The sequence below is a fragment of the Streptomyces sp. NPDC029526 genome (assembly GCF_040637405.1).
In the GTDB taxonomy this organism is placed as follows: domain Bacteria; phylum Actinomycetota; class Actinomycetes; order Streptomycetales; family Streptomycetaceae; genus Streptomyces.
On record NZ_JBEZWE010000003.1, the window covers coordinates 336,896 to 361,359 of the forward strand.

Sequence of the window (24,464 nt, forward strand, 5' to 3'; positions counted from 1 at the left end):
GGACACCCACGACGATGTACGACCTCTTCTTCCGCCTCCTCTTCCAGCGCATGGACCCGGAGCGGGCGCACCACCTGGCCTTCCGCTGGATCCGCCGGGTGGCGGGCGTGCCGGTGCTGCGCACCCTGGTGGCCGCCGTGCTCGCCCCCCGCCACCGGGAGCTGCGCACCGAGGCCCTCGGGCTGCGCCTGCACAGCCCCGTGGGGCTCGCGGCCGGGTTCGACAAGAACGCCGTCGGGATCGACGGCATGGCCATGCTCGGCTTCGACCACGTCGAGATCGGCACGGTGACGGGCGAGCCGCAGCCCGGCAACCCGCCGCAGCGGCTGTTCCGGCTGGTGCCGGACCGGGCCCTGATCAACCGCATGGGCTTCAACAACGAGGGCTCGCTGGCCGTGGCCGCCCGGCTGGCCTCCCGCACCCCCGTCTTCCGCACGGTCGTCGGGGTCAACATCGGCAAGACCAAGGTGGTCCCCGAGGCCGAGGCCGTCGCCGACTACGTGACGTCGGCCGAGCGCCTGGCACCGCACGCGGACTACCTGGTGGTCAACGTCTCCTCGCCGAACACGCCCGGTCTGCGCGACCTCCAGGCCGTCGGCCACCTGCGCCCGCTGCTGACCGCCGTCCGCGAGGCCGCCGACCGGGCGGTCCCGGCCCGCCGGGTGCCGCTGCTGGTCAAGATCGCGCCGGACCTCGCCGACGAGGACATCGACGCGGTCGCCGACCTGGCCGTGGAGCTCGGCCTGGACGGGATCATCGCCACCAACACCACCATCGCCCGCGACGGCCTCGGCCTGCGCTCCGACGAGACGCTCGTGCAGGAGACCGGCGGCCTGTCCGGCGCGCCGCTGAAGGAGCGCTCCCTCCAGGTGCTGCGACGGCTCTACGCGCGCGTGGGCGACCGCATCACCCTGGTGGGCGTCGGCGGCATCGAGACCGCCGAGGACGCCTGGCAGCGCATCCTGGCCGGCGCCACGCTGGTCCAGGGCTACAGCGCGCTCGTCTACCGGGGCCCCTTCTGGTGCCGCGGCCTGACCAGGGGGCTGGCCGCACGGCTGCGCACGAGCCCCTACGACACGCTCGCCGACGCGGTGGGCGCCGACGTGAGGAGGACCGCATGAGCGGACTCGAGCCCTTCGGCGCGCGGCTGCGCCGGGCGATGGACGAGCGCGGCCCGCTGTGCGTCGGCATCGACCCGCACGCCTCCCTGCTGGCCCAGTGGGGACTGAACGACGACGTCGGCGGCCTGGAGCGGTTCAGCCGCACCGTCGTCGAGGCGGTCGCGGACCGGGTGGCCGTGCTGAAGCCGCAGAGCGCGTTCTTCGAGCGGTTCGGCTCCCGGGGCGTGGCCGTGCTGGAGCGGACGGTGCGCGAGGCCCGGGAGGCCGGCGCGCTGGTCGTCATGGACGCCAAGCGCGGTGACATCGGCTCCACCATGGCCGCCTACGCCGAGTCGTTCCTGGCGAAGGGCGCCCCGCTGTTCTCCGACGCGCTCACCGTCTCCCCGTACCTCGGCTACGGCTCCCTCGCCCCGGCGGTCGCGCTGGCCCGGGAGAACGGCACCGGCCTGTTCGTGCTCGCGCTCACCTCCAACCCGGAGGGCCAGGAGGTGCAGCACGCGGTGCGCGCCGACGGCCGGACGGTCGCGGCCACCGTGCTGGGGCACCTCGCCGCCGAGAACGCCGGTCAGGAGCCGCTGGGCTCCTTCGGCGCGGTGGTCGGCGCCACCCTCGGCGATCTCGCCGCTTACGACCTGGACGTCAACGGCCCGCTGCTGGCCCCCGGCATCGGCGCGCAGGGGGCCACGGCGGCCGACCTGCCGGCGGTGTTCGGGAGCGCGGTGCGCAACGTCGTGCCGAACGTCAGCCGGGGCGTGCTGCGCCACGGTGCCGACGTGGTCGCGCTGCGTGACGCCGCGGACCGTTTCGCGGAGGAGATCAGGACCGCGGTCGCGTCCGGCCGGGCTCCCGACGAGGGGTTCCGTGAGGGGCAGTGACCTGGAGACATCCACAAATCCCGTGCGTTTTGCCCGAAATGTCGGCTCTCGCGAGAGCTGACCTGGACTTTTCCGCTGTTCTCGCTGACTCTGGCCGAGTTGGCCGCTAGTCTCCGACGCAGAGTGAACGGGCAAGCGTGTTGCTCGTGGCTCCCCAGGTGTGGGGCGACTAGGTTCCTCACCGGTCCGTATCCGACAGTTCGACATCCGAGGTGACGTAGGCGTGGCTCTTCCGCCCCTTACCCCTGAACAGCGCGCAGCCGCGCTCGAAAAGGCCGCCGCGGCTCGCCGGGAGCGGGCCGAGGTCAAGAATCGACTCAAGCACTCCGGCGCCTCCCTCCACGAGGTCATCAAGCAGGGCCAGGAGAACGACGTCATCGGCAAGATGAAGGTCTCCGCCCTGCTCGAGTCCCTGCCCGGCGTCGGGAAAGTCCGTGCCAAGCAGATCATGGAGCGTCTGGGCATCTCCGAGAGCCGCCGCGTGCGGGGTCTCGGCTCCAACCAGATCGCGTCCCTGGAGCGGGAGTTCGGCAGCACCGGCTCCTGAGTCCCGGGCAGTGGGGGACAGCTGGAATAATCGCCGTATGGCAGCAACACCCCGGGGGACCACCCCCGAACCCCCGGACGCAGGTCCGCGGCTGACCGTGCTCTCCGGCCCCTCCGGGGTCGGCAAGAGCACGGTCGTCGCCCATATGCGCAACGAACACCCCGAGGTCTGGCTCTCGGTCTCGGCGACGACCCGCAAGCCCCGCCCCGGCGAACAGCACGGCGTCCAGTACTACTTCGTCAGCGACGAGGAGATGGACAAGCTGATCGCCAACGGCGAGCTGCTGGAGTGGGCCGAGTTCGCCGGCAACCGCTACGGCACGCCCCGCGCGGCCGTGCTGGAGCGCCTGGAGGCGGGCGTGCCCGTCCTGCTGGAGATCGACCTCCAGGGCGCCCGGCAGGTCCGCGAGACGATGCGCGAGGCCCGGCTGGTCTTCCTGGCCCCTCCCTCCTGGGAGGAGCTGGTGCGCCGGCTCACCGGCCGGGGCACCGAGTCGCCCGAGGTCATCGAGCGCCGCCTGCTGGCCGCGAAGACCGAGCTGGCGGCGGAACCGGAGTTCGACGCGACCCTGGTCAACACCTCCGTCGAGGACGTGGCCCGCGAGCTGCTAGCCTTGATGAACGTCGAGTGATCCTGAGCGATCGTTCAGTGATCATCCAGTGATCACCCGTACAGCATCTTTCCCATCCATCGGAAGGTAGAGCGTGTCCTCTTCCATCTCCGCGCCCGAGGGCATCATCAACCCGCCGATCGACGAGCTCCTCGAGGCCACCGACTCGAAGTACAGCCTCGTGATCTACGCGGCCAAGCGGGCCCGCCAGATCAACGCGTACTACTCGCAGCTCGGCGAGGGCCTCCTCGAGTACGTCGGTCCCCTCGTCGACACCCACGTCCACGAGAAGCCGCTCTCGATCGCGCTGCGCGAGATCAACGCGGGACTGCTGACCTCCGAGGCCGTCGAGGGCCCCGGTCAGTAAGCGGGCGGTGCCGCATTCAGTAGGCGTCACCACAGACCCGGCAGGGTGCCTGCCGGGTCTGTGGTGTGTCATGGGGTCGTACGTTTTCCAGATCGGGGAGAGACGGTGGACAAGCCGAAGGTCGTCCTGGGCGTCAGCGGCGGCATCGCCGCCTACAAGGCGTGCGAGCTGCTGCGGAGGCTGACCGAGTCCGGGCACGACGTCCGGGTCGTGCCCACCGCCTCCGCCCTGCACTTCGTCGGCGCCGCCACCTGGTCCGCGCTGTCCGGCAACCCGGTGTCCACCGAGGTGTGGGACGACGTGCACGAGGTGCCGCACGTCCGCATCGGCCAGCACGCCGACCTGGTGGTCGTCGCCCCGGCCACGGCCGACACGCTGGCCCGGGCCGCCCACGGCCTGGCCGACGACCTGCTCACCAACACCCTGCTCACCGCCCGCTGCCCGGTGGTCTTCGCCCCCGCCATGCACACCGAGATGTGGGAGCACCCCGCCACCCAGGACAACGTGGCGACCCTCCGCGCGCGCGGCGCCGTCGTCATCGAGCCGGCCGTCGGCCGCCTCACCGGCGTCGACACCGGCAAGGGCCGGCTGCCCGACCCCGGCGAGATCTTCGAGGTCTGCCGCCGGGTCCTCGCCCGCGGCACCGTCGGCCCCGACCTCGCCGGCCGGCACGTCGTCGTCAGCGCCGGCGGCACCCGGGAGCCGCTCGACCCCGTCCGCTTCCTCGGCAACCGCTCCTCCGGCAAGCAGGGCTACGCCCTCGCCCGCACCGCCGCCGCCCGGGGCGCCCGGGTGACGCTCGTCGCCGCCAACGCCGCCCTGCCCGACCCGGCCGGGGTGGACGTGGTGCCGGTCGGCACGGCCCTGGAACTGCGCGAGGCGGTGCTCCGGGCGGCCGCGGACGCCGACGCGGTGGTGATGGCGGCGGCGGTCGCCGACTTCCGCCCGGCCGCCTACGCCGCCGGAAAGATCAAGAAGCAGGACGGCCGGGAGCCGGAACCCGTCGCCCTGGTCCGCAACCCCGACGTGCTCGCCGAGATCGCCGCCGACCGGGCCCGCCCCGGCCAGGTGGTCGTGGGCTTCGCCGCCGAGACCGACGACGTCCTCGCCAACGGCCGCGCCAAGCTGAAGCGCAAGGGCTGCGACCTGCTGGTGGTCAACGAGGTGGGCGAGCGCCGCACCTTCGGCTCGGAGGAGAACGAGGCCGTGGTGCTCGGCGCCGACGGCAGCGAGACGCCCGTGGCACACGGACCCAAGGAGGCCCTGGCCGACACCGTGTGGGACCTCGTGGCCCGCCGGCTCGCCTGAGGGCGCTCCGGCGCCCGGGGCTGTCTCGAAAGGCCCCGTGCGCGGGCGTGGCGCATCTGGTCAACCGCCCCCGGCTGCGGGCAGAATGCCCGTGCCGCAGGTCACAGCACTCCCGAGAGGCGAGACGGCATGACCCGCGGCCGAGTGCGACCGATAAACTGTCCGACGGACGGCGCCGGGTGCAGCCCCCGCCGTCCGCCCATGATCAGCCAGCAGCCGCTGCAACCCCAGGGAGCATCGTGTCCCGTCGTCTGTTCACCTCGGAGTCCGTGACCGAGGGTCACCCCGACAAGATCGCTGACCAGATCAGCGACACCATCCTCGACGCCCTCCTGCGTGAGGACCCCACCTCCCGCGTCGCCGTCGAGACCCTGATCACGACCGGACTGGTGCACGTCGCCGGCGAGGTCACGACCAAGACGTACGCGGACATCGCGACGCTGGTCCGCAACAAGATCCTCGAGATCGGCTACGACTCGTCGAAGAAGGGCTTCGACGGGGCCTCCTGCGGCGTCTCGGTGTCGATCGGCTCGCAGTCCCCGGACATTGCGCAGGGCGTCGACACGGCCTACGAGACCCGCGTAGAGGGCGACGACGACGAACTCGACCGGCAGGGCGCCGGCGACCAGGGCCTGATGTTCGGCTACGCGACGGACGAGACGCCGACGCTGATGCCGCTGCCCGTCTTCCTCGCGCACCGCCTGGCCAAGCGCCTGTCCGACGTGCGCAAGAACGGCACGATCCCCTACCTCCGCCCCGACGGCAAGACCCAGGTCACCATCGAGTACGACGGCGACAAGGCCGTCCGCCTGGACACCGTCGTGGTCTCCTCCCAGCACGCCAGCGACATCGACCTGGAGTCGCTGCTGGCCCCCGACATCCGCGAGTTCGTCGTGGAGCCGGAGCTGAAGGCGCTGCTCGACGAGGGCATCAAGCTGGACACGGAGAACTACCGGCTGCTGGTCAACCCCACCGGCCGCTTCGAGATCGGCGGCCCGATGGGCGACGCCGGCCTGACCGGCCGCAAGATCATCATCGACACCTACGGCGGCATGGCCCGCCACGGCGGCGGCGCCTTCTCCGGCAAGGACCCGTCCAAGGTGGACCGCTCCGCGGCGTACGCCATGCGCTGGGTCGCCAAGAACGTGGTCGCGGCCGGCCTGGCGGCGCGCTGCGAGGTCCAGGTGGCGTACGCCATCGGCAAGGCGGAGCCGGTCGGCCTGTTCGTGGAGACCTTCGGCACCGCCAAGGTCGACACCGACCGCATCGAGCGGGCCATCGACGAGGTCTTCGACCTGCGCCCGGCCGCGATCATCCGCGACCTGAACCTGCTCCGCCCGATCTACTCCCAGACCGCCGCCTACGGCCACTTCGGCCGTGAGCTGCCCGACTTCACCTGGGAGCGCACCGACCGCGTCGACGAGCTGCGCAAGGCCGCGGGGCTCTAGCCCTCGCCCGCCCGCCGCGTCCGCCGCGTCCGCCGGGGCCCGGCATCCCACCGCAGGGGTGCCGGGCCCCGGCGCGTCGGCCCGGGGCGCTCGGTCCGGCGCTCGGCCCGGCGCGTCGGCCCGGCGCTCGGCATGGCGGTGGCGCCCCGGCCGGGAGGGCGGGCCGGTGACGGGGCGGCCTCGGGGCCGCCGACTGTCAGTGCCGTTTGGTAAGAATGCAAGCGTGAGCAGCGAGAACGGCCGGCCGGACGGCGATGCGCGGGACGCACCGCCGGAACAGCTCGCGCTCATCCGGGAGACCGTGCGCACGGCCCGCGTGCCCCGCGCCAAGCCCCGGACCTGGCGGGGCGCCGCGCTCGCCGCGTCGCTGCCGGTCGCCCGGGTCCTCGTCGACAAGGGCGTCCTGCACCTCGACCGCTACTTCGACTACGCCGTGCCCGAGGAACTGGACGCCGACGCGCAGCCGGGCGTCCGCGTCCGCGTGCGCTTCGGCGCCGGACGGCACCGGGTCCGCGACGGGCGGCGCGAGGGCGGCGGACTGATCGACGGCTTCCTCGTCGAGCGGCGCGCCGACTCCGACTACTCCGGTCCCCTCGCGGCGCTCGCCCAGGTGGTCTCGCCCGAGCCCGTCCTCAGCGAGGAACTGCTCGGCCTCGCCCGCTCCGTCGCCGACCGCTACGCCGGCAGCGTCGCCGACGTCCTCCAGCTCGCGGTGCCCCCGCGCAACGCCCGCGCCGAGAAGCGCCCCTCGCCCGACCCGCTGCCGCCCCCCGAGGCGCCCGCGCCGGGCTCCTGGGCGCGCTACGAGCAGGGGCCCGGGTTCCTGCGGGCGCTGGCCGCCGGGGGCGCCCCACGGGCCGTGTGGAACGCGCTGCCCGGACCGGAGTGGAGCGAGGAACTCGCCCGGGCCGTCGCCGCGACCCTGTCCTCCGGACGCGGCGCCCTCGTCGTCCTGCCGGACGGCCGCGCCGTCGCCCGCCTCGACGCCGCGCTCACCGCCCTGCTCGGGGACGGCCGGCACGCGGTGCTCACCGCCGACGCCGGGCCCGAGAAGCGGTACGCGCGCTGGCTCGCCGTCCGCCGCGGCGCCGTGCGGGCGGTCATCGGGACCCGGGCCGCGATGTTCGCCCCCGTGGCCGACCTGGGGCTGGTCGCCCTGTGGGACGACGGCGACGACAGCCACAGCGAGTCGCACGCCCCGCAGCCGCACGCCCGCGAGGTCCTGCTGCTGCGCGCCGCCCAGGACGGTTGCGGCTTCCTGCTGGGCGGCTGGAGCTGCACGGTGGAGGCCGCCCAGCTGGTCGAGACGGGCTGGGCCGGACCCCTCGTCGCCGGGCGGGAGCGGGCCCGCGAGGCGGCCCCGCTGGTACGGACCGTCGGCGACGGCGACCTCGCGCGCGACGAGGCCGCCCGCGCCGCCCGGCTGCCGACGCTCGCCTGGCAGGCGGTGCGGGAGGGCCTGCGGCACGGGCCGGTGCTGGTGCAGGTGCCCCGGCGCGGCTACGTGCCGCGCATGGCCTGCGCCCGCTGCCGGGAACCGGCGCGCTGCCGCCACTGCGCGGGGCCGCTGGAGGCGCCCGGAGCAGGTGACCTGCGCTGCGGCTGGTGCGGGCGCGAGGAGGGCGGCTGGCACTGCCCGGAGTGCGGCGGCTTCCGCCTGCGGGCCCAGGTGGTCGGGGCGCGGCGCACCGCCGAGGAACTGGGCCGGGCCTTCCCGGCCGTCCCGGTGCGCACCTCGGGGCGCGAACACGTGCTGGACACGGTGCCGGGGACGCCCGCGCTGGTGGTGAGCACCCCGGGCGCCGAACCGGTCGCCGAGGGCGGCTACGCGGCGGCCCTGCTGCTCGACGGCTGGGCCATGCTGAGCCGTCCCGACCTGAGGGCCGGCGAGGACGCCCTGCGGCGCTGGATCGCCGCCGCCGCGCTGGTCCGGCCGCAGTCGGCGGGCGGCACGGTGGTCGTCGTCGCCGAGCCGACGCTGCGGCCGGTGCAGGCGCTGGTGCGCTGGGACCCGGTGGGGCACGCGCTGCGGGAGCTGGCCGAGCGCGCCGAGCTGGGCTTCCCCCCGGTCTCCCGGATGGCGGCGGTCGCCGGTCCCCCCGAGGCGGTGGCGGCCTTCCTGACCGCCGTCGAGCTCCCCGCCGAGGCCGAGGTCCTCGGCCCCGTCCCGCTCCCGGTCACCCCGCCCGGGCGCCCGCGCCGCCCCGGTGCGCCACCGCCCGGTGAGCACTGGGAACGGGCCCTTATCCGCGTCCCCCCGGGCCGCGGCGCCGCCCTGGCCCGCGCCCTGAAGACCGCCCAGGCCGCCCGCACGGCCCGCCCGGGCGGCGATCCGGTCTGGGTCCGCATCGACCCGCCGGACATCGGCTGAGGGCCACCGAGGCGGCCGCCTCGGTGGCCACCGCTCGTGGCCATCGGCCACCGGCCTACGAGCGGTGGCGGTGGAGCCGCGCGGTGGTGGTCCCCGGCGGTGGTCCGCGGTGGTGGTCCGCCCCGGGGCGGCCGGGAGCCGTCCTGGGCCGGGCTCCGTGATGACCTCCCCGGTGGCTTCCTGACCCCGGGAGCTACCGGGAGGCACCGGACAGGTCGACTTGTCGCCTTGTCGGTATCTCGTCTCGTCGTCACGACGTGTCGTCACGGGCCCGCCCTTTCCACGGACGCGCCGGGTGGGTCGGCGCCGGGGCGACCGGCCGTGACCGGCCGCTGACCACGACGTGGCGGACGGCGACGTGGCTGACGACGACGTGCAGGAGGGCGCGGACGAAGCCCCGAGGCCGACGTGCGGGAGCGGGGGCGACGGGGCGGGGGTGCAGAGGCGACGGGGCGCAGAGGCGCTCGGGTGGCCGAGCGGGTGCCGCGTGCGCCGGTGGCGCCACCCGCAGCCGGGACCGCGCCGGCTCGTCTGCCGGAGCGCGTGCTCCCCGCTCCGGCGCGCCCGCGCAACCGGACACGCCCGCGCCACGGTGCACTCCCGTGCCACGGTGCCCGCCCGGCGCCGGATGCGATGTGAGGCGTGTCCCCGTGCTCGCGGCCTCCCCGGCGGGCGGCGGCGGCCCCGGACACGCCGCCGCCCTCCCGGCGCTGGGGGCGGGGAGGGCGGTGTGTCGTCCGGAGGCGGCGTCAGCCGTTGCGGGGGCCGGGGAAGGCGGTCGGGCGGGGCTCCTCCCGCAGCGACGGGCTGCCCGCCGTGGGCTGGGTCGGCATGGAGCGGGCGGCGGGGACGGAGGGCACGGCGGTGCCCACGTTGACCGTCCGGGTGCCGGACGGCTCCGCGCCGCGCTCGGCCGGCTCGGCGGCCGGGGCCTGCGCCGGGGTCCTGCGGGCGCCGTAACGGCGGTGCACCGCCTGCTTGGTGACGCCGAGGGCGGAGCCGACCGCGTCCCACGAGAAGCCCAGGGAGCGGTCGAAGTCGACGGCCGCCGTCACCAGCGTCTCGACGCTGTCCCGCAGTTCCTGGGCGAGCCGGACGGTGGGCGCGGGCGCGCGTCCGTAGACGACGAAGCCCGTGGAGGGACCGGGGCGGCGCGGGCGGTAGACGTTGCCCAGCTGGGCGGTGAGGGTGCGCAGTGCGTCCACCTGCCGGCGGACCCGCTCGATGTCCCGCACCAGCAAGTGCAGGCTGGCCCGAGCCTGGGCGTCGTGGGTTGCGTGGTCGGCCATGAACAAGCCTCTCGAACCGGCGTTGAAAGGGAGGGGCCCGCTCCGGGCCCGGTGGGGTCAACTCTCTCTTGACCAACGCCGATCCGGTCCGCGGGTCACGGGGGCCCCGGTCTTCGGCCCAGGAAATTTTGCCCGCCCGTGTCCCGCCCGCCTCCCGCGCGCACCGCGGCCCGCGTCCCGTCCGCCCTGCCACGGGACCGCGGGGCGCGCCTTCTGCCGGGGTTTCTCCCGGTCCGGTTCACTCGTCTCGGTGAGGGACGCGGACCGGGCCCGCCATAGACTGGTGCGCTGCCCGCACCGTCCCCGCCCGAGAGGCCCGAACCACCCCATGAAGCTGGTCTTCGCCGGCACCCCCGAGGTCGCCGTTCCCGCCCTGGACGCCCTCCTCGCCTCCGGACGGCACGAGGTGGCCGCCGTCGTCACCCGGCCCGACGCCCCGGCGGGGCGGGGACGCAGGCTCGTCGCCTCGCCCGTCGCCGAACGGGCGGCCGACGCGGGGATCGAGGTGCTGAAGCCCGCCCGGCCGAAGGACCCGGAGTTCCTGGACCGGCTCGCCGCGATCGCCCCCGACTGCTGCCCCGTCGTCGCCTACGGCGCCCTGCTGCCCCGCGCCGCCCTCGACATCCCCGCCCGGGGCTGGGTCAACCTGCACTTCTCGCTGCTGCCCGCCTGGCGCGGCGCCGCGCCCGTGCAGCACGCCATCATGGCGGGCGACGAGATCACCGGCGCCTCGACCTTCCTCATCGAGGAGGGCCTCGACTCGGGGCCGGTGTACGGCACGGTCACCGAGGAGATCCGCCCCACCGACACCAGCGGGGACCTGCTCACCCGGCTGGCGTTCGCCGGGTCCGGACTGCTCGCCGCCACCATGGACGGCATCGAGGACGGCACCCTGCAGGCCGTGCCGCAGCCCGCCGACGGCGTCACCCACGCCCCCAAGGTGACCGTCGAGGACGCCCGCGTCGACTGGCGCGCTCCGGCGCTGCGCGTCGACCGGGTGGTGCGCGGCTGCACACCCGCCCCCGGCGCCTGGACCACCTTCCGCGGCGAGCGGCTCAAGCTGGTCCAGGTCGCACCCGTTCCCGGCCGCACCGGCCTGGCGCCGGGCGAGCTCTCCGCGGGCAAGAACGACGTGCACGTCGGCACGGGTTCGCACGCCGTGGAACTGCTCTGGGTGCAGGCCCAGGGCAAGAAGCCGATGCGGGCGGCGGACTGGGCGCGCGGCGTGCGCATCAGCCCGGGGGAGACCCTCGGCACCTGACCCGCCCGCACCGCCTCCGGACGGTGACGGCGAAGCCTGCCGGGGGAGGCCCCTTGCCGGATCCGCGCCGACGCCCCCGTACCGCGACGGCGAGGGCTGCCGGGGAACGCCTTGCCCGACCCGTGAGGACCGCCCCCGGACCCCGGCAGCGAAGCCTGCCGGGGGAGAGCCCTCGCCGGATCTGCTCGCACCGCCCTCGTACCGCCACGGCGTGCGCCTCCTGTGCACGCCCTCGCCGGACTCGTGCGGGACCGCCTCCTTCCCGCGACGGCGAAGGCGGCTGGGGGAGGCCCTAGCCGGATCCGCTCGCACCGCCCCGTACCGCGACGGCGCAGGCCCTCGCGAAGAAGCGGACGCAAGCGGACGCCCCTCGCCCCACCCGCGCGGACCGCCCGCCGACCGTGACGACGTACGCTGGAGCGCACGTCATCCCACACCCGGAGCACCTTTTCGTGAGCGACCAGCCCCGTCGGCCCCGCACGACCGGCAAGCCGTACCGTCGGCCCCAGAAGGATCCCGTCCGCGTCCTCGCCTTCGAGGCCCTGCGGGCCGTCGACGAGCGGGACGCCTACGCCAACCTGGTGCTGCCGCCGCTGCTGCGCGCGGCGCGCGAGAAGGGGGAACTGGACGCCCGGGACGCCGCCCTCGCCACCGAGCTGGTGTACGGCACCCTGCGCCGCCAGGGCACCTACGACGCGGTCGTCGCGGCCTGCGTCGACCGGCCGCTGCGCGAGGTCGACCCGCCGGTGCTGGACGTGCTGACGCTCGGCGCGCACCAGCTGCTCGGCACCCGGATCCCGGCGCACGCCGCCGTGTCCGCGTCCGTCGAGCTGGCCCGTGTGGTGCTCGGCGACGGACGGGCCAAGTTCGTCAACGCCGTGCTGCGCAAGGTCGCCCGGCAGGACCTCGACGCCTGGCTGGAGCAGGTCGCCCCGCCCTACGACGAGGACCCCGAGGACCACCTCGCCGTCGTCCACTCGCACCCGCGCTGGATCGTCTCGGCGCTGTGGGACTCCCTCGGCGGCGGACGCGACGGCATCGAGGACCTGCTGCGCGCCGACAACGAGCGTCCCGAGGTGACCCTGGTGGCCCGGCCCGGCCGTGCCACCCCCGCCGAGCTGCTCGACGAGCAGGCCGCCGTGCCGGGACGCTGGTCCCCGTACGCGGTGCGCCTGTCCGAGGGCGGCGAACCCGGTGCCGTGCCGGCCGTCGCGGAGGGCCGGGCCGGCGTGCAGGACGAGGGCAGCCAGCTGGTCGCCCTCGCGCTCGCCGCCGCCCCCCTGGACGGCCCCGACCGGCTCTGGCTGGACGGCTGCGCGGGCCCCGGCGGCAAGGCCGCGCTGCTGGGCGCGCTCGCCGCGCAACGCGGAGCCGTGCTGCTCGCCTCCGAGAAGCAGCCGCACCGGGCCGGGCTGGTCGCCCGGGCGCTGGCCGGGAACCCCGGGCCGTACCAGGTGATCGCCGCCGACGGCACCCGTCCGCCGTGGCGGCCGGGCAGCTTCGACCGGGTCCTGGTCGACGTGCCGTGCACCGGGCTCGGGGCCCTGCGCCGCCGCCCCGAGGCGCGCTGGCGGCGCCGCCCGGACGACCTGGACGGCTTCGCGCCCCTCCAGCGCGGGCTGCTGCGCAGCGCCCTGGAATCCGTGCGGGTCGGGGGAGTGGTCGGCTACGCGACCTGCTCGCCGCACCTGGCCGAGACCCGGGCCGTGGTCGCCGACCTGCTCAAGCAGTTCCCGGACACCGAGCTGATCGACGCCCGGCCACTGCTCCCGGACGTGCCGGACCTGGGCGAGGGCCCCGACATCCAGCTCTGGCCGCACCTGCACGGGACGGACGCCATGTACCTGGCGCTGATCCGCCGGACCGGCTGACACCGCCCGCGCTCCGCCCGTGGCGGCCCGCCGCGGGCGGCCGGAGGTCACGAAGCGGCGGCAGTGGTCTGGACCGGCGCGGGGCGGCGGCACCGGGCATGGCAGTCTTGGTGCATGGCCGCGCAGATCAACCCCAGCATCCTGTCCGCCGATTTCGCCCGTCTCGCGGACGAGGCGAGGGCGGTCGAGGGAGCCGACTGGCTCCACGTCGACGTCATGGACAACCACTTCGTCCCGAACCTCACGCTCGGCGTGCCGGTCGTGGAGTCGCTCGCCCGCGCGACGGACACCCCGCTGGACTGCCACCTGATGATCGAGGCCCCCGACCGGTGGGCGCCCCAGTACGTGGAGGCGGGTGCCGGGTCGGTCACCTTCCACGTCGAGGCCGCCGCCGCCCCGGTCCGCCTCGCCCGGGAGATCCGGGCCAAGGGCGCCCGCGCCTCGATGGCGCTCAAGCCGGCCACGCCGATCGAGCCGTACGAGGACCTGCTCCCCGAGCTCGACATGCTCCTGATCATGACGGTCGAGCCGGGCTTCGGCGGGCAGGCGTTCCTCGACATCATGCTGCCGAAGATCCGCCGGACGCGGGAGCTGATCCGCAAGCACGGTCTGGAGCTGTGGCTGCAGGTCGACGGCGGGGTCTCGGCGTCCACCGTCGAGCGGTGCGCGGACGCGGGCGCCGACGTCTTCGTGGCCGGCTCCGCCGTGTACGGGGCCGAGGACCCGGCCGAGGCGGTCCGTGCCCTGCGCGGCCAGGCGGAGGCCGCCACGGCCAAGGCGTCCTGGGCGTGCGACCACTGAGCGTCCGGGACGTGAACGGCGCCCGACAGGGCTGATCGACAGCGCCGCATCTGCAAGGATGAACGGCGAACCCAGAGTGTGAACAAGCAGTGAGGAGATCGCCGTGTCGGGTATGTCGGCGGGCCGGTCAGCCATGCGGATGGGACCCGCTGAGCTGGTGCAGGCGGCGGCCATGGCCCGCCGCTTCTACCTCGAGGGGAAGTCCAAGATCCAGATCGCGGAGGAGTTCGGCGTCAGCCGCTTCAAGGTGGCCCGGGTCCTGGAGACCGCCCTCGAACGGGATCTGGTGCGCATCGAGATCCGGGTGCCGGCCGAACTGGACGCGGACCGCTCGGACGCGCTGCGGGCCCGCTACGGCCTCAGGCACGCCGTGGTGGTCGAGTCCCCGGCCGACGCCGAGGAGACGCCCGACCCCGAGAACCTGGGAGAGGTGGCCGCCGACCTGCTCGGCGAGCTGGTCGACGAGGGGGACGTGCTGGGCCTGGCCTGGGGCCGTTCCACCATCCACATGGCCGCGGCCCTGGACCGGCTGCCCCCGTGCACCGTCGTGCAGCTGACGGGCGTCTACGACGCCGGGACCGCGGAGCGCGGGTCGGTGGAGGCCGTGCGCCGGGCCGCCCAGGTGTCGGGCGGCGACGCCCACCCCATCTACGCGCCGATGCTGCTCCCGGACGCGGCCACCGCCCAGGCGCTGCGGCACCAGACCGGCATCGCGCGGGCCTTCGAGTACTTCGACAAGGTCACCGTGGCGTGCGTGTCCATCGGCTCCTGGGAGCCGGGGATCTCCACGGTGCACGACATGCTCAGCGACGAGGAGCGGGCGCACTACGCCTCCCTCGGCGTCGCCGCCGAGATGTCCGCCCACCTCTTCGACTCCGCGGGGCGCCGGGTCGGGCGCGACCTGGGGGAGCGGTGCATCACCGTCAAGGCCGACCAGCTCCGCCGCATCCCCGAGGTGGTCGCCATCGCGGGCGGGCAGCGCAAGGGCCCGGCGATCGACGCGGTGCTCCGCTCCGGTCTCGTCACCAGCCTGGTGACCGACACCTCGGCCGCCGATCACCTGCTGGCGGCCGGTCCGGCACCGAAGCCGGCGCTCAACCGGACGGATCCGGACGGCATCTGACATCCCGTCACCCGGGCGCGGCGGGTCCCCACCGGACCCACCGCGCCCGGGTGTTCCCGTGACCGTCGGCGGTTCCTCCAAGGCGGTGCCGGGCGGGCTGGACGATGCGACCAGGTGGGCGCGGGCGCCGGGCGTGCGAGAATGAAGTACGTGCTCTTTCCCCCTGGCAGACCTGTCCGGGGGCCACCTCTGATCGACTGGGATGTGCAGCACGTGCGTTTCCTCAACGACATCCAGCCCCCGTACGACCTGACGTACGACGACGTCTTCATGGTGCCGAGCCGCTCCGCGGTCGGCTCGCGGCAGGGCGTGGACCTCAGTTCCCCGGACGGCACGGGCACCACCATCCCGCTCGTCGTCGCCAACATGACCGCCATCGCCGGGCGCCGCATGGCCGAGACCGTGGCCCGCCGCGGCGGGCTGGTGGTCATCCCGCAGGACATCCCGATCGAGGTCGTCACCGAGGTCGTGGCCTGGGTCAAGAGCCGTCACCTGGTGCTCGACACCCCCATCGTGCTCGCCCCGCACCAGACCGTGGCCGACGCCCTGTCCCTGCTGCCCAAGCGGGCGCACGACGCCGGTGTCGTGGTGGACGACGAGGGGCGCCCGGTCGGCGTCGTCACCGACCGGGACCTGTCCGGCGTGGACCGCTTCACCCAGCTCGCCGAGGTCATGTCCCGGGACCTGCTGCTCATCGACGCCGCCATGGACCCCCGTGAGGCCTTCAACACCCTCGACGGCGCCAACCGGCGCTACGCCCCGGCCGTCGACTCCGCCGGGCGCCTCGCGGGCATCCTGACCCGCAAGGGCGCCCTGCGCGCCACCCTGTACACGCCGGCCACCGACGCCCGCGGGCGGCTGCGCATCGCCGCCGCCGTCGGCATCAACGGCGACGTGGCGGGCAGGGCCCGGCAACTGCTGGAGGCGGGCGTCGACACCCTCGTCATCGACACCGCGCACGGCCACCAGGAGTCGATGATCAACGCGCTGAAGCTGGTGCGCGACCTCGACCCGCAGGTCCCGGTCGTCGCGGGCAACGTCGTCGCCGCGGCCGGTGTGCGCGACCTGATCGAGGCCGGCGCGGACATCGTCAAGGTCGGGGTCGGTCCCGGCGCCATGTGCACCACCCGCATGATGACCGGCGTCGGCCGGCCGCAGTTCTCCGCCGTGCTGGAGTGCGCCGCGGAGGCGGCGAGGCACGGCAAGCACGTCTGGGCCGACGGCGGCATCCGCCACCCGCGCGACGTGGCGATGGCCCTCGCGGCCGGCGCGTCCAACGTGATGGTCGGCTCCTGGTTCGCCGGGACCTACGAGTCCCCCGGCGACCTCCAGCACGACGCGAACGGCCGCCCCTACAAGGAGTCCTTCGGCATGGCCTCCGCGCGGGCCGTGCGCAACCGCACCTCGGAGGAGTCGGCCTACGACCGCGCCCGCAAGGCACTGTTCGAGGAGGGCATCTCCACCTCGCGGATGTTCCTGGACCCCGACCGCCCCGGCGTCGAGGACCTCATCGACTCGATCATCGCGGGCGTCCGCTCCTCCTGCACCTACGCCGGCGCCGGCTCGCTGGAGGAGTTCGCCGAGCGGGCCGTGATCGGCGTCCAGAGCGCCGCCGGCTACGCCGAGGGCAAGCCGCTGCACGCCAGCTGGACCTGACCGGCCCCCGCCCCCCTCTTCAGGCTCCTCCGTCCCGCCCCGTCCCACGGGCCGGAGGAGCCCCTTTCGCGCGCCCGGAACCGGCCGCGGGAGCGCTGTGGCGCGTGCCCGGGACTGGCTGCGGGAGCCCCGTAGCGGGTGCCCGGAGCCAGCCGTGGGAGCGCTGTGGTGCGCGCCCGGAACCGGCCGCGGGAGCGCTGTGGTGCGCGCCCGGAGTTGGCCGTAGGAGTTCCGTGGTGCGTGCCCGGAACTGGCCGCGGGAGCCCCGTAGCGCGTGCCCGGAGCCAGCCGTGGGATCTCCGTGGCGCGCGCCCCGAACCGGCCGCAGGAGTCCCGTCGCGCGCGCCCGGAACCGGCCGGTCGGCAGCGGCGCGCAACGAACATCCGTCCCGCACCGGCGAACGCAATGATCTTGCGGAGGTGCGCAAGGTTGCTGCATTTCAAAGGCAACGCGCGAACTCGTAGGGTTACGCGCTGTACGTGGTGCGGCGGGGACCCGCTCGACGGGTCCCCGGCTGCCGCCGGAGCCGTCGGTCCCTGGCGCGGCAGACCGGCAGTGACGAAGGAGTCAGCGCGTGCTCGACCAAGGCGCACCCCCGCTCAACCCGCCTTCCCCGACCCCGCCCGGCCGGGGCGTCGGCGCGCGCCTGATGCGCCGCAAGCCGGTGGAACGCCTGGTCGCGGAGGGCGGTCAGGGGGAGGGCGGGTCGCTGCGCCGCTCCCTGGGGCTGTGGCAGCTCACCATGATCAGCATCGGTGCCACCCTGGGCACCGGCATCTTCGTGGTGCTCGGCGAGGCCGTCCCCAAGGCCGGTCCGGCCGTCACCCTGTCCTTCGTGATCGCGGGATTCACCGCCCTGTTCTCCGCCCTCTCCTACGCGGAACTGGCGGGCACCATCCCCGTCTCCGGCTCCTCCTACTCGTACGCGTACGCAACGATGGGCGAACTCGTCGCCTGGGTGTGCGGCTGGTGCCTGATGCTGGAGTACGGCGTCTCGGTCGCCGCCGTCGCCGTCGGCTGGGGCGAGTACCTCAACGAACTGCTCGACGGCACCATCGGCGTCACCCTGCCCGCCGCGCTGTCGGCGCCCCCCGGCGACGGCGGCATCTTCAACCTGCCGGCGCTGATCGTCGTCCTGCTCGCCATGGCCTTCCTGATGGGCGGCGCCCGCGAGTCCGCCCGGGCCAACACCATCATGGTCGTGGTGAAGGTCGGCGCCCTCGTCCTGTTCTGCGCCATCGGCGTCCAGGGCTTCCGGTCCGGCAACTACGACAACTTCATGCCGCTCGGCATGGCCGGCGTCAGCGCCGCCGGAGCGACCCTGTTCTTCTCCTACATCGGCTTCGACGCCGCCTCCACGGCCGGTGAGGAGGCCAGGAACGCCCAGCGCGACCTGCCCCGCGCCATCCTGCTGTCGCTCGCCATCATCACCGCGCTGTACGTGATGGTCGCCGCCGTCGCGGTGGGCGCCAAGCCCTGGCAGAAGTTCACCGACTCGGAGGCCGACCTCGCCCAGATCATGAGCGAGGTCACCGGCCAGACCTTCTGGGGCACCCTGCTGGCGTTCTGCGCCGTCATCGCCATCGCCAGCGTCGTCCTCACCGTGCTCTACGGCCAGACCCGCATCCTGTTCGCGATGTCCCGCGACGGGCTCGTGCCGAAGGTGTTCGGCAAGGTCAGCCGGAAGACCGGCACGCCCCGCCGCAACACCCTGATCGTCTCCCTGTTCTGCGGAGTGCTCGCCGCGGCCGTCCCGCTCGGCCAGCTCGCCGACGCCACCAGCATCGGTACCCTGTTCGCGTTCGCCCTGGTCAACGTGGCCGTCGTGGTGCTGCGCCGGACCCGCCCCGACATGCCGCGCACCTTCCGGGTGCCGCTGTCGCCGGTGCTGCCCGCCGTCGGCCTCGGCTTCTGCCTGTGGATGATGGGCAGCCTGTCCACCGTCACCTGGGTGGTCTTCGGCGTCTGGATGGCCGCCGGGCTCGTGTTCTACTTCGGGTACGGCTACCGCCGCTCCCGGCTCGCCGCATCGGACCCCTCGGAAGCAAAGTGAACCACCCGCAGTGCTGAACGATCTCGACGAACGCATCGTGCACGCCCTCGCCGAGGACGCCCGCCGGTCCTACGCGGACATCGGCCAGCTCGTCGGCCTGTCCGCACCCGCCGTCAAGCGGCGCGTGGACCGGCTGCGCGCCACCGGGGCCATCACCGGATTCACCGTCCGGGTCGACCCGGCCGCCCTCGGCTGGGAGACCGAGGGGTTCGTCGAGATCTACTGCCGCGGCAACACCTCCCCGGAGACCATCCAGCGCGGACTGGAGCGCTACCAGGAGGTCGTGTCCGCCTCCACCGTCACCGGGGAGGCGGACGCGGTCGCCCAGGTCTTCGCCTCCGACATGCGCCACTTCGAACGGGTGCTGGAACGCATCGCCGGGGAGCCCTTCGTCGAGCGGACCAAGTCCGTGCTGGTGCTGTCCCCGCTGCTGCGCCGCTTCTCCTCCGGCTCGCCCACCTGAACCCGAGGAGCGCCGGACGCCGGGGTGCTCCATCGCCCTCCGGGAGAACGCCCGGACGGCAGCGGGCCCGGCCGACTACCATCGGTCCCATGACCTGGCGACATTGATCCACCCGCCGCGCCTCCCGAGGGCCGCCGCGGGCGCCTGACGTCCTCCACGTCCGGTGTCCGCATCGCCCCCTCGGGAAGGCCCCATGACCTCCACGTCCACGCGTGCGCCCCGCGGCCCCGTCCGCCGGCTGACCCGCACGCTGTACGGCTACGCGTTCCTCGAGGAATGCGTCCTGCTCTACCCGGTGTACGCCCTGCTGTTCAGCGACACCGGCCTCTCCGTCGCCCAGATCTCGTCCCTGTTCGCCCTCTGGTCGATCACCGGCATCCTGCTGGAGATCCCCTCCGGCGCCTGGGCCGACACTGTCTCCCGCCGCCTGCTGCTGTGGGCCGGACCGCTGTGCACCGCCGCCGGGTTCGCCCTCTGGATCCTCCTGCCCTCCTACGGGGCGTTCGCGGCCGGCTTCGTGCTGTGGGGCGTCGGCGGGGCGCTGGTCTCCGGCGCCCTGGAGGCGCTGGTCCACGACGAGCTGGACCGCCTCGGCGCCGCCGGGAGCTACGCCCGCGTCATGGGCCGGGCCCGTGCGGCCGGGCTGGCCGCCGTGATGACGGCGATGCTGCTCGCCGGCCCGGTCCTCACCCGGGGCGGCCACGGCGCCGTCGGCGCGGCCAGCGTCCTGGCGTGCCTGCTGGCGGCGGCCACGGCCACCCGGTTCCCCGAACACCGCACCCCGGCCCACGACCGCACCGGCTGGACCGCCGCCCTGCGCACCGGGCTCGCCGAGGCGCGGGCCGACCGGTCCGTGCGGGGTGCCCTGCTGCTGGTCCCGGCGGTCGGCGCGGTCTGGGGCGCCCTGGACGAGTACACCCCCCTGCTGGTCCGCGACACCGGCGTGGCGGACGGCACCGTGCCCCTCCTGCTGACGCTGATCTGGGCCGGAGCCACCGCCGGGAGCCTGCTGGCCGGGGAGGGCGAACGCCTCGGCACCCCCGGTCTCGCCCTCCTGCTGGCGGGCGGCGGACTCGCCCTGGCCGTCGGGTCCGCCGCCGGGACCCCGGCCGCCCTGCTCCTCGTGGCCGTCGCCTTCGGCTGTTTCCAGGCGGCCACCGTCCTCGTCGACGCCCGGCTCCAGCACCGCATCGGCAGCACCGGACGGGCCACCCTGACCTCGGTGGCGGGACTGGGCACCGAACTGGCCACGGTCGCCGTCTTCGGCTGCTACGCCCTGCTCGCCGCCCACGCCCCGCACGGCACCGTCTTCGCGGTCCTCGCCGTGCCGTACCTGGCGACGGCGGTGCTCCTGGTCCTGCCGAGGCCCCGACGCCGGCGCCCCGGCCCGCCCGCACGGAGGCCGCCCGCACCGGCCGTCACGGATGCCGACGGCTGACGGCCCACACCCGGGCCGGGTCCGCGCCGCCCGCACCCCAGGGCGGTCCGGACCCGGCCGCGGGCACCTCGCCCTCCTCCGCCACGGCGTCGCAGTACCCGCCGGTACCCCCGCCCTGACCTGCGGATCCGCCCTCCGGGCGGCCCATCGGCGGCCCGTGCAACGAATCACCGCGGACCGCCCCCGACACGCAACGAACCGCTCACCGGCGCGCAACGGCTCCGCCTTGTCCGGGCGAGCGGGCCGACCGTACGGTCTAGCTGACCCCCTTGGGGGTGTTTCGAGAGTCCCGCACAGCACCCACGGCACCCGGCACGCACTCTCGCCGCACCGGCCGAAAGCCCAAGTACGTCCAGTACGAGGGCTTCCGTCCGGCGCGCCGAGAGCACGCACCGGACACCGCGGGCACCGCACAGGGCTTTCGAAACACCCCCAAAGCCCGCGTACCCGTGAGGAACACGCATGCGCACCGCCCTGCTCCAGAGCTCCGGACGGCCCGGATCCGTCGCCGGGAACCTCAAGGTCCTCGACGAGGCCGCCGGCCGTGCCGCCGCCGCGGGAGCCGGGCTGCTCGTGACCTCGGAGCTGTTCCTCACCGGCTACGCCATCGGCGACGACATCGCGCGGCTGGCCGAGCCCGCCGACGGCGACGCCGCCGACGCGGTCGCGGAGACGGCCGTCCGGCACGGCCTGGCCATCGCCTACTCCTACCCCGAGCGCGCCGGCGACGTGGTGCACAACTCCGTCCAGCTCATCCGCGCCGACGGGACCCGCCTGGCGAACTACCGCAAGACGCACCTCTACGGCAGCTTCGAGCGGGAGCACTTCACCCCGGGCGACCGCCCCGTCGTGCAGGCCGAACTCGACGGCCTCACCGTCGGCCTGGTGATCTGCTACGACGTCGAGTTCCCGGAGTACGTGCGGGCCCACGCCCTGGCCGGGACGGACCTGCTGCTGGTGCCCACCGCCGTGATGCACCCGTACCAGTTCGTCGCCGAATCGGTCGTGCCGGTGCGCGCCTTCGAGAACCAGATGTACATCGCCTACGCCAACCGGGTCGGCACGGAAGGCGAGTTCGAGTTCGCCGGCCTGTCCGTGCTCGCCGGTCCGGACGGAGTCGCCCGCGCCCGGGCGGGCCGCGGCGAGGAACTCGTCTGGGCCGACACCGACCCGGAGTTCCTGGCCGCCTCCCGCCAGGCCAACCCGTACCTGAGCGACCGCCGTCCGGAGCTCTACGGGCCGCCGCCCGCCTGAACCGCCGCAGCCCGCCCCATCCCGGCCGCACCCCGGCCGCCCCCCACCCGCCGTACCCCGGTCCCACCCGTGCAAGGAGTCCGCACCCCATGACGTCCACGGTGCCCAACGCCGTCGAGCACGCCGACGAGAACCAGCCGCCGATCACCATGTTCGGACCGGACTTCCCGTACGCCTACGACGACTTCCTCGCCCACCCGGCCGGTCTCGGGCAGGTGCCCGCGACCGAGCACGGCACCGAGGTCGCCGTCATCGGCGGCGGCCTGTCCGGCATCGTCGCCGCGTACGAACTGATGAAGATGGGCCTCAAGCCGGTCGTCTACGAGGCCGACCGGATCGGCGGACGGCTGCGCACCGTGGGCTTCGACGGGTGCGACCCCTCCCTCACCGCCGAGATGGGCGCGATGCGCTTCCCGCCCTCCTCCACGGCGCTCCAGCACTACATCGACCTCGTGGGGCTGGAGACCCGCCCCTTCCCCAACCCGCTCGCCGAGGCCACCCCGTCGACCGTCGTCGACCTCAAGGGCGAGTCCCACTACGCCGAGACGATCGACGACCTGCCGCAGGTCTACCGGGACGTGGCCGACGCCTGGGCGAGGTGCCTGGAGGAGGGCGCCGACTTCTCCGACATGAACCGCGCGCTGCGCGAGCGGGACGTCCCGCGCATCCGGGAGATCTGGTCCCGGCTGGTGGAGAAGCTGGACCACCAGACCTTCTACGGCTTCCTCTGCGAGTCCGAGGCCTTCAGGTCCTTCCGGCACCGCGAGATCTTCGGCCAGGTCGGCTTCGGCACCGGCGGCTGGGACACCGACTTCCCCAACTCCATCCTGGAGATCCTCCGCGTCGTCTACACCGAGGCCGACGACCACCACCGCGGCATCGTCGGCGGCTCCCAGCAGCTGCCGCTGCGCCTGTGGGAGCGGGAACCGCAGAAGATCGTCCACTGGCCCCACGGCACCTCGCTGAAGTCCCTGCACGGGGACGGCGAGCCGCGCCCGGCGGTGACCCGGCTGCACCGCACCGCGGGCAACCGCATCACGGTGACCGACGCCGACGGCGACATCCGCACCTACCGGGCCGCGATCTTCACCGCCCAGTCCTGGATGCTGCTGTCCAAGGTGGACTGCGACGACGCGCTGTTCCCCATCGACCACTGGACCGCGATCGAGCGCACCCACTACATGGAGAGCTCCAAGCTGTTCGTGCCCGTCGACCGGCCCTTCTGGCTGGACAAGGACGAGGAGACGGGCCGGGACGTCATGTCGATGACGCTCACCGACCGGATGACCCGCGGCACCTACCTGCTCGACGACGGCCCGGACCGGCCCGCCGTCATCTGCCTCTCCTACACCTGGTGCGACGACAGCCTGAAGTGGCTGCCGCTGTCCGCCAACGAGCGGATGGAGGTCATGCTGAAGTCGCTCGGCGAGATCTACCCGAAGGTCGACATCCGCAAGCACATCATCGGCAACCCGGTCACCGTCTCCTGGGAGAACGAGCCCTACTTCATGGGCGCGTTCAAGGCCAACCTGCCGGGCCACTACCGCTACCAGCGGCGCCTGTTCACCCACTTCATGCAGGACCGGCTGCCCGAGGACAAGCGGGGCATCTTCCTCGCCGGCGACGACATCTCCTGGACGGCCGGCTGGGCGGAGGGCGCCGTGCAGACCGCGCTCAACGCCGTCTGGGGCGTCATGCACCACCTCGGCGGGGAGACCGACCCGACCAACCCCGGCCCCGGCGACGTCTACGACGAGATCGCGCCGGTGGAACTCCCCGAGGACTGATACCCCCTGCCCGGCCGGCCGGTCTTCCCCTCCGGCCCGCCGGGCAGCGGTGTGAGCAGCATGCGGCCCGCGAAGCCCACCGCCGTGTCCAGCCGGACGGTGAGATCGGCCGCGACCTCCGGCAGCCCGCGCAGCGCCCACAGGGCACGGGCCGCGGTCCACGCCGCGTCACGGGCCCGCTCCAGGCTCCAGGCACCCAGCAGATGGGTCAGCGGGTCCGCGAGCTCCAGCAGGTCGGGGCCCGGCATCAGCTCTTCGCGGATCTGCTCCTCCAGCGAGACGAGCAGGTCGCCCACGCGGTCGAAGTCGTCCTCCAGGCGCGCCGGTTCGCAGTCGAGCGTACGGCAGGTGTCCACCACGGCGAGCGCCAGGTCGTGGCCGATGTGCGCGTTGATGCCCGCCAGCGCGAACTGCAGCGGGCGTACCCCGGGATGGCGGCGGAACTGGAACAGCGGGCGCCAGCAGGCCGGCGGACGGCGGTCCTCGGACACCGCGTCGAGGGCCGCCAGGTAGCGCTCCGCGAACCGCACGTCCAGGGTCGTCGCGGCGGGGGCGTCGGCGAAGCGGCCCGCGTCGAGGTGCCGGTCCACCGACTCGGTGACGGTGAGGTAGACGCGGTTGAAGACCCCCACCCCGTCCCCCGGGGGCAGGGCGGCGTCGACGGCGCGCATCCGGGCGATGACGGTGTCCACCGGCGTCAGGACGTGTTCGCACTGCGGCATGGGCGCAGAGTCGCACGTTTAGGGTGGCTTCAGTGGCGGCGGGCCCGACGCTTCCCCGGAACGGGGGAACGCGCCCGCCGCGGGGGAGGGGGACACCA

20 protein-coding genes are annotated in these 24,464 nt (G+C 74.3%); 18 read left to right on the forward strand and 2 right to left on the reverse strand.

All coding sequences use genetic code 11. The features are described 5' to 3' along the window. Nucleotides 1-14 precede the first annotated feature (14 nt). The 8 genes from AB0F01_RS12430 (at nucleotide 15) to AB0F01_RS12465 (ending at nucleotide 8,647) form a co-directional block, all read left to right on the forward strand. Complete coding sequence (locus AB0F01_RS12430) at nucleotides 15-1,121, forward strand: quinone-dependent dihydroorotate dehydrogenase (protein WP_362093577.1); 1,107 nt, start codon at nucleotides 15-17, stop codon at nucleotides 1,119-1,121. Beyond that, nucleotides 1,118-1,996: an orotidine-5'-phosphate decarboxylase gene (gene pyrF / locus AB0F01_RS12435; RefSeq protein ID WP_362093354.1), complete on the forward strand. Its 879-nt coding sequence runs from the start codon at nucleotides 1,118-1,120 to the stop codon at nucleotides 1,994-1,996. Before AB0F01_RS12430 ends, pyrF begins: the two co-directional genes overlap by 4 nt. A 223-nt stretch (nucleotides 1,997-2,219) precedes the next feature. Further along, nucleotides 2,220-2,543 (forward strand): integration host factor, encoded by a 324-nt coding sequence (locus tag AB0F01_RS12440; RefSeq protein WP_003977346.1) that lies wholly within the window; start codon nucleotides 2,220-2,222, stop codon nucleotides 2,541-2,543. Between the two features lie 37 nt (nucleotides 2,544-2,580). Beyond that, a complete protein-coding gene (gmk, locus tag AB0F01_RS12445) occupies nucleotides 2,581-3,174 on the forward strand; it encodes a guanylate kinase (RefSeq protein ID WP_362093357.1) in 594 nt (197 codons plus the stop codon). Nucleotides 3,175-3,247: 73 nt separating this feature from the next. Further along, nucleotides 3,248-3,520 carry a DNA-directed RNA polymerase subunit omega gene (gene rpoZ / locus AB0F01_RS12450; RefSeq protein WP_004933985.1) on the forward strand — a complete coding sequence of 91 codons (273 nt, stop codon included), beginning with the start codon at nucleotides 3,248-3,250 and terminating at the stop codon, nucleotides 3,518-3,520. Nucleotides 3,521-3,625: 105 nt separating this feature from the next. After that, the gene (gene coaBC / locus AB0F01_RS12455) at nucleotides 3,626-4,828 is read left to right on the forward strand and encodes a bifunctional phosphopantothenoylcysteine decarboxylase/phosphopantothenate--cysteine ligase CoaBC (protein WP_362093360.1); all 1,203 of its coding nucleotides are present in this window, start codon (nucleotides 3,626-3,628) and stop codon (nucleotides 4,826-4,828) included. 239 nt (nucleotides 4,829-5,067) lie between these two features. After that, complete coding sequence (gene metK, locus AB0F01_RS12460; protein WP_362093363.1) at nucleotides 5,068-6,276, forward strand: methionine adenosyltransferase; 1,209 nt, start codon at nucleotides 5,068-5,070, stop codon at nucleotides 6,274-6,276. Between the two features lie 223 nt (nucleotides 6,277-6,499). Beyond that, nucleotides 6,500-8,647, forward strand: a complete 2,148-nt coding sequence (locus AB0F01_RS12465) for a primosomal protein N' (RefSeq protein ID WP_362093366.1) — start codon at nucleotides 6,500-6,502, stop codon at nucleotides 8,645-8,647. 749 nt (nucleotides 8,648-9,396) lie between these two features. On the opposite strand, the gene AB0F01_RS12470 is transcribed toward AB0F01_RS12465, so the two are convergent. Continuing rightward, nucleotides 9,397-9,936: a hypothetical protein gene (locus AB0F01_RS12470; protein ID WP_362093369.1), complete on the reverse strand. Its 540-nt coding sequence runs from the start codon at nucleotides 9,934-9,936 to the stop codon at nucleotides 9,397-9,399. A 328-nt stretch (nucleotides 9,937-10,264) separates the two neighbouring features. Between AB0F01_RS12470 and fmt the strand changes: the two genes are divergently transcribed. From fmt to AB0F01_RS12520, 10 genes are all read left to right on the forward strand, one after another. Continuing rightward, nucleotides 10,265-11,197, forward strand: a complete 933-nt coding sequence (fmt, locus tag AB0F01_RS12475; RefSeq protein ID WP_362093372.1) for a methionyl-tRNA formyltransferase — start codon at nucleotides 10,265-10,267, stop codon at nucleotides 11,195-11,197. Between the two features lie 452 nt (nucleotides 11,198-11,649). After that, on the forward strand, nucleotides 11,650-13,068 hold the full coding sequence (locus AB0F01_RS12480; protein ID WP_362093375.1) for a transcription antitermination factor NusB: 1,419 nt from the start codon (nucleotides 11,650-11,652) through the stop codon (nucleotides 13,066-13,068). Nucleotides 13,069-13,182: 114 nt separating this feature from the next. Continuing rightward, a complete protein-coding gene (gene rpe / locus AB0F01_RS12485) occupies nucleotides 13,183-13,869 on the forward strand; it encodes a ribulose-phosphate 3-epimerase (RefSeq protein WP_362093378.1) in 687 nt (228 codons plus the stop codon). Between the two features lie 112 nt (nucleotides 13,870-13,981). After that, on the forward strand, nucleotides 13,982-14,992 hold the full coding sequence (locus AB0F01_RS12490) for a sugar-binding domain-containing protein (RefSeq protein WP_362093580.1): 1,011 nt from the start codon (nucleotides 13,982-13,984) through the stop codon (nucleotides 14,990-14,992). Between the two features lie 213 nt (nucleotides 14,993-15,205). Then, a complete protein-coding gene (locus AB0F01_RS12495) occupies nucleotides 15,206-16,648 on the forward strand; it encodes a GuaB1 family IMP dehydrogenase-related protein (protein ID WP_362093582.1) in 1,443 nt (480 codons plus the stop codon). A 575-nt stretch (nucleotides 16,649-17,223) separates the two neighbouring features. After that, a complete protein-coding gene (locus AB0F01_RS12500; protein ID WP_362093381.1) occupies nucleotides 17,224-18,702 on the forward strand; it encodes an amino acid permease in 1,479 nt (492 codons plus the stop codon). Between the two features lie 10 nt (nucleotides 18,703-18,712). Continuing rightward, a complete protein-coding gene (locus AB0F01_RS12505) occupies nucleotides 18,713-19,165 on the forward strand; it encodes an Lrp/AsnC family transcriptional regulator (protein WP_362093384.1) in 453 nt (150 codons plus the stop codon). A 193-nt stretch (nucleotides 19,166-19,358) separates the two neighbouring features. Beyond that, nucleotides 19,359-20,603: an MFS transporter gene (locus tag AB0F01_RS12510; RefSeq protein WP_362093387.1), complete on the forward strand. Its 1,245-nt coding sequence runs from the start codon at nucleotides 19,359-19,361 to the stop codon at nucleotides 20,601-20,603. A gap of 462 nt (nucleotides 20,604-21,065) precedes the next feature. Next, complete coding sequence (locus AB0F01_RS12515) at nucleotides 21,066-21,857, forward strand: carbon-nitrogen hydrolase family protein (protein ID WP_362093389.1); 792 nt, start codon at nucleotides 21,066-21,068, stop codon at nucleotides 21,855-21,857. An 89-nt stretch (nucleotides 21,858-21,946) separates the two neighbouring features. Further along, nucleotides 21,947-23,644, forward strand: coding sequence for an NAD(P)/FAD-dependent oxidoreductase (locus AB0F01_RS12520; RefSeq protein ID WP_362093392.1), 1,698 nt, complete (start codon nucleotides 21,947-21,949; stop codon nucleotides 23,642-23,644). On the opposite strand, the gene AB0F01_RS12525 is transcribed toward AB0F01_RS12520, so the two are convergent. Beyond that, nucleotides 23,605-24,366, reverse strand: coding sequence for a DUF5995 family protein (locus AB0F01_RS12525; RefSeq protein ID WP_362093395.1), 762 nt, complete (start codon nucleotides 24,364-24,366; stop codon nucleotides 23,605-23,607). The genes AB0F01_RS12520 and AB0F01_RS12525 overlap by 40 nt on opposite strands. Between the last annotated feature and the right edge of the window lie 98 nt (nucleotides 24,367-24,464).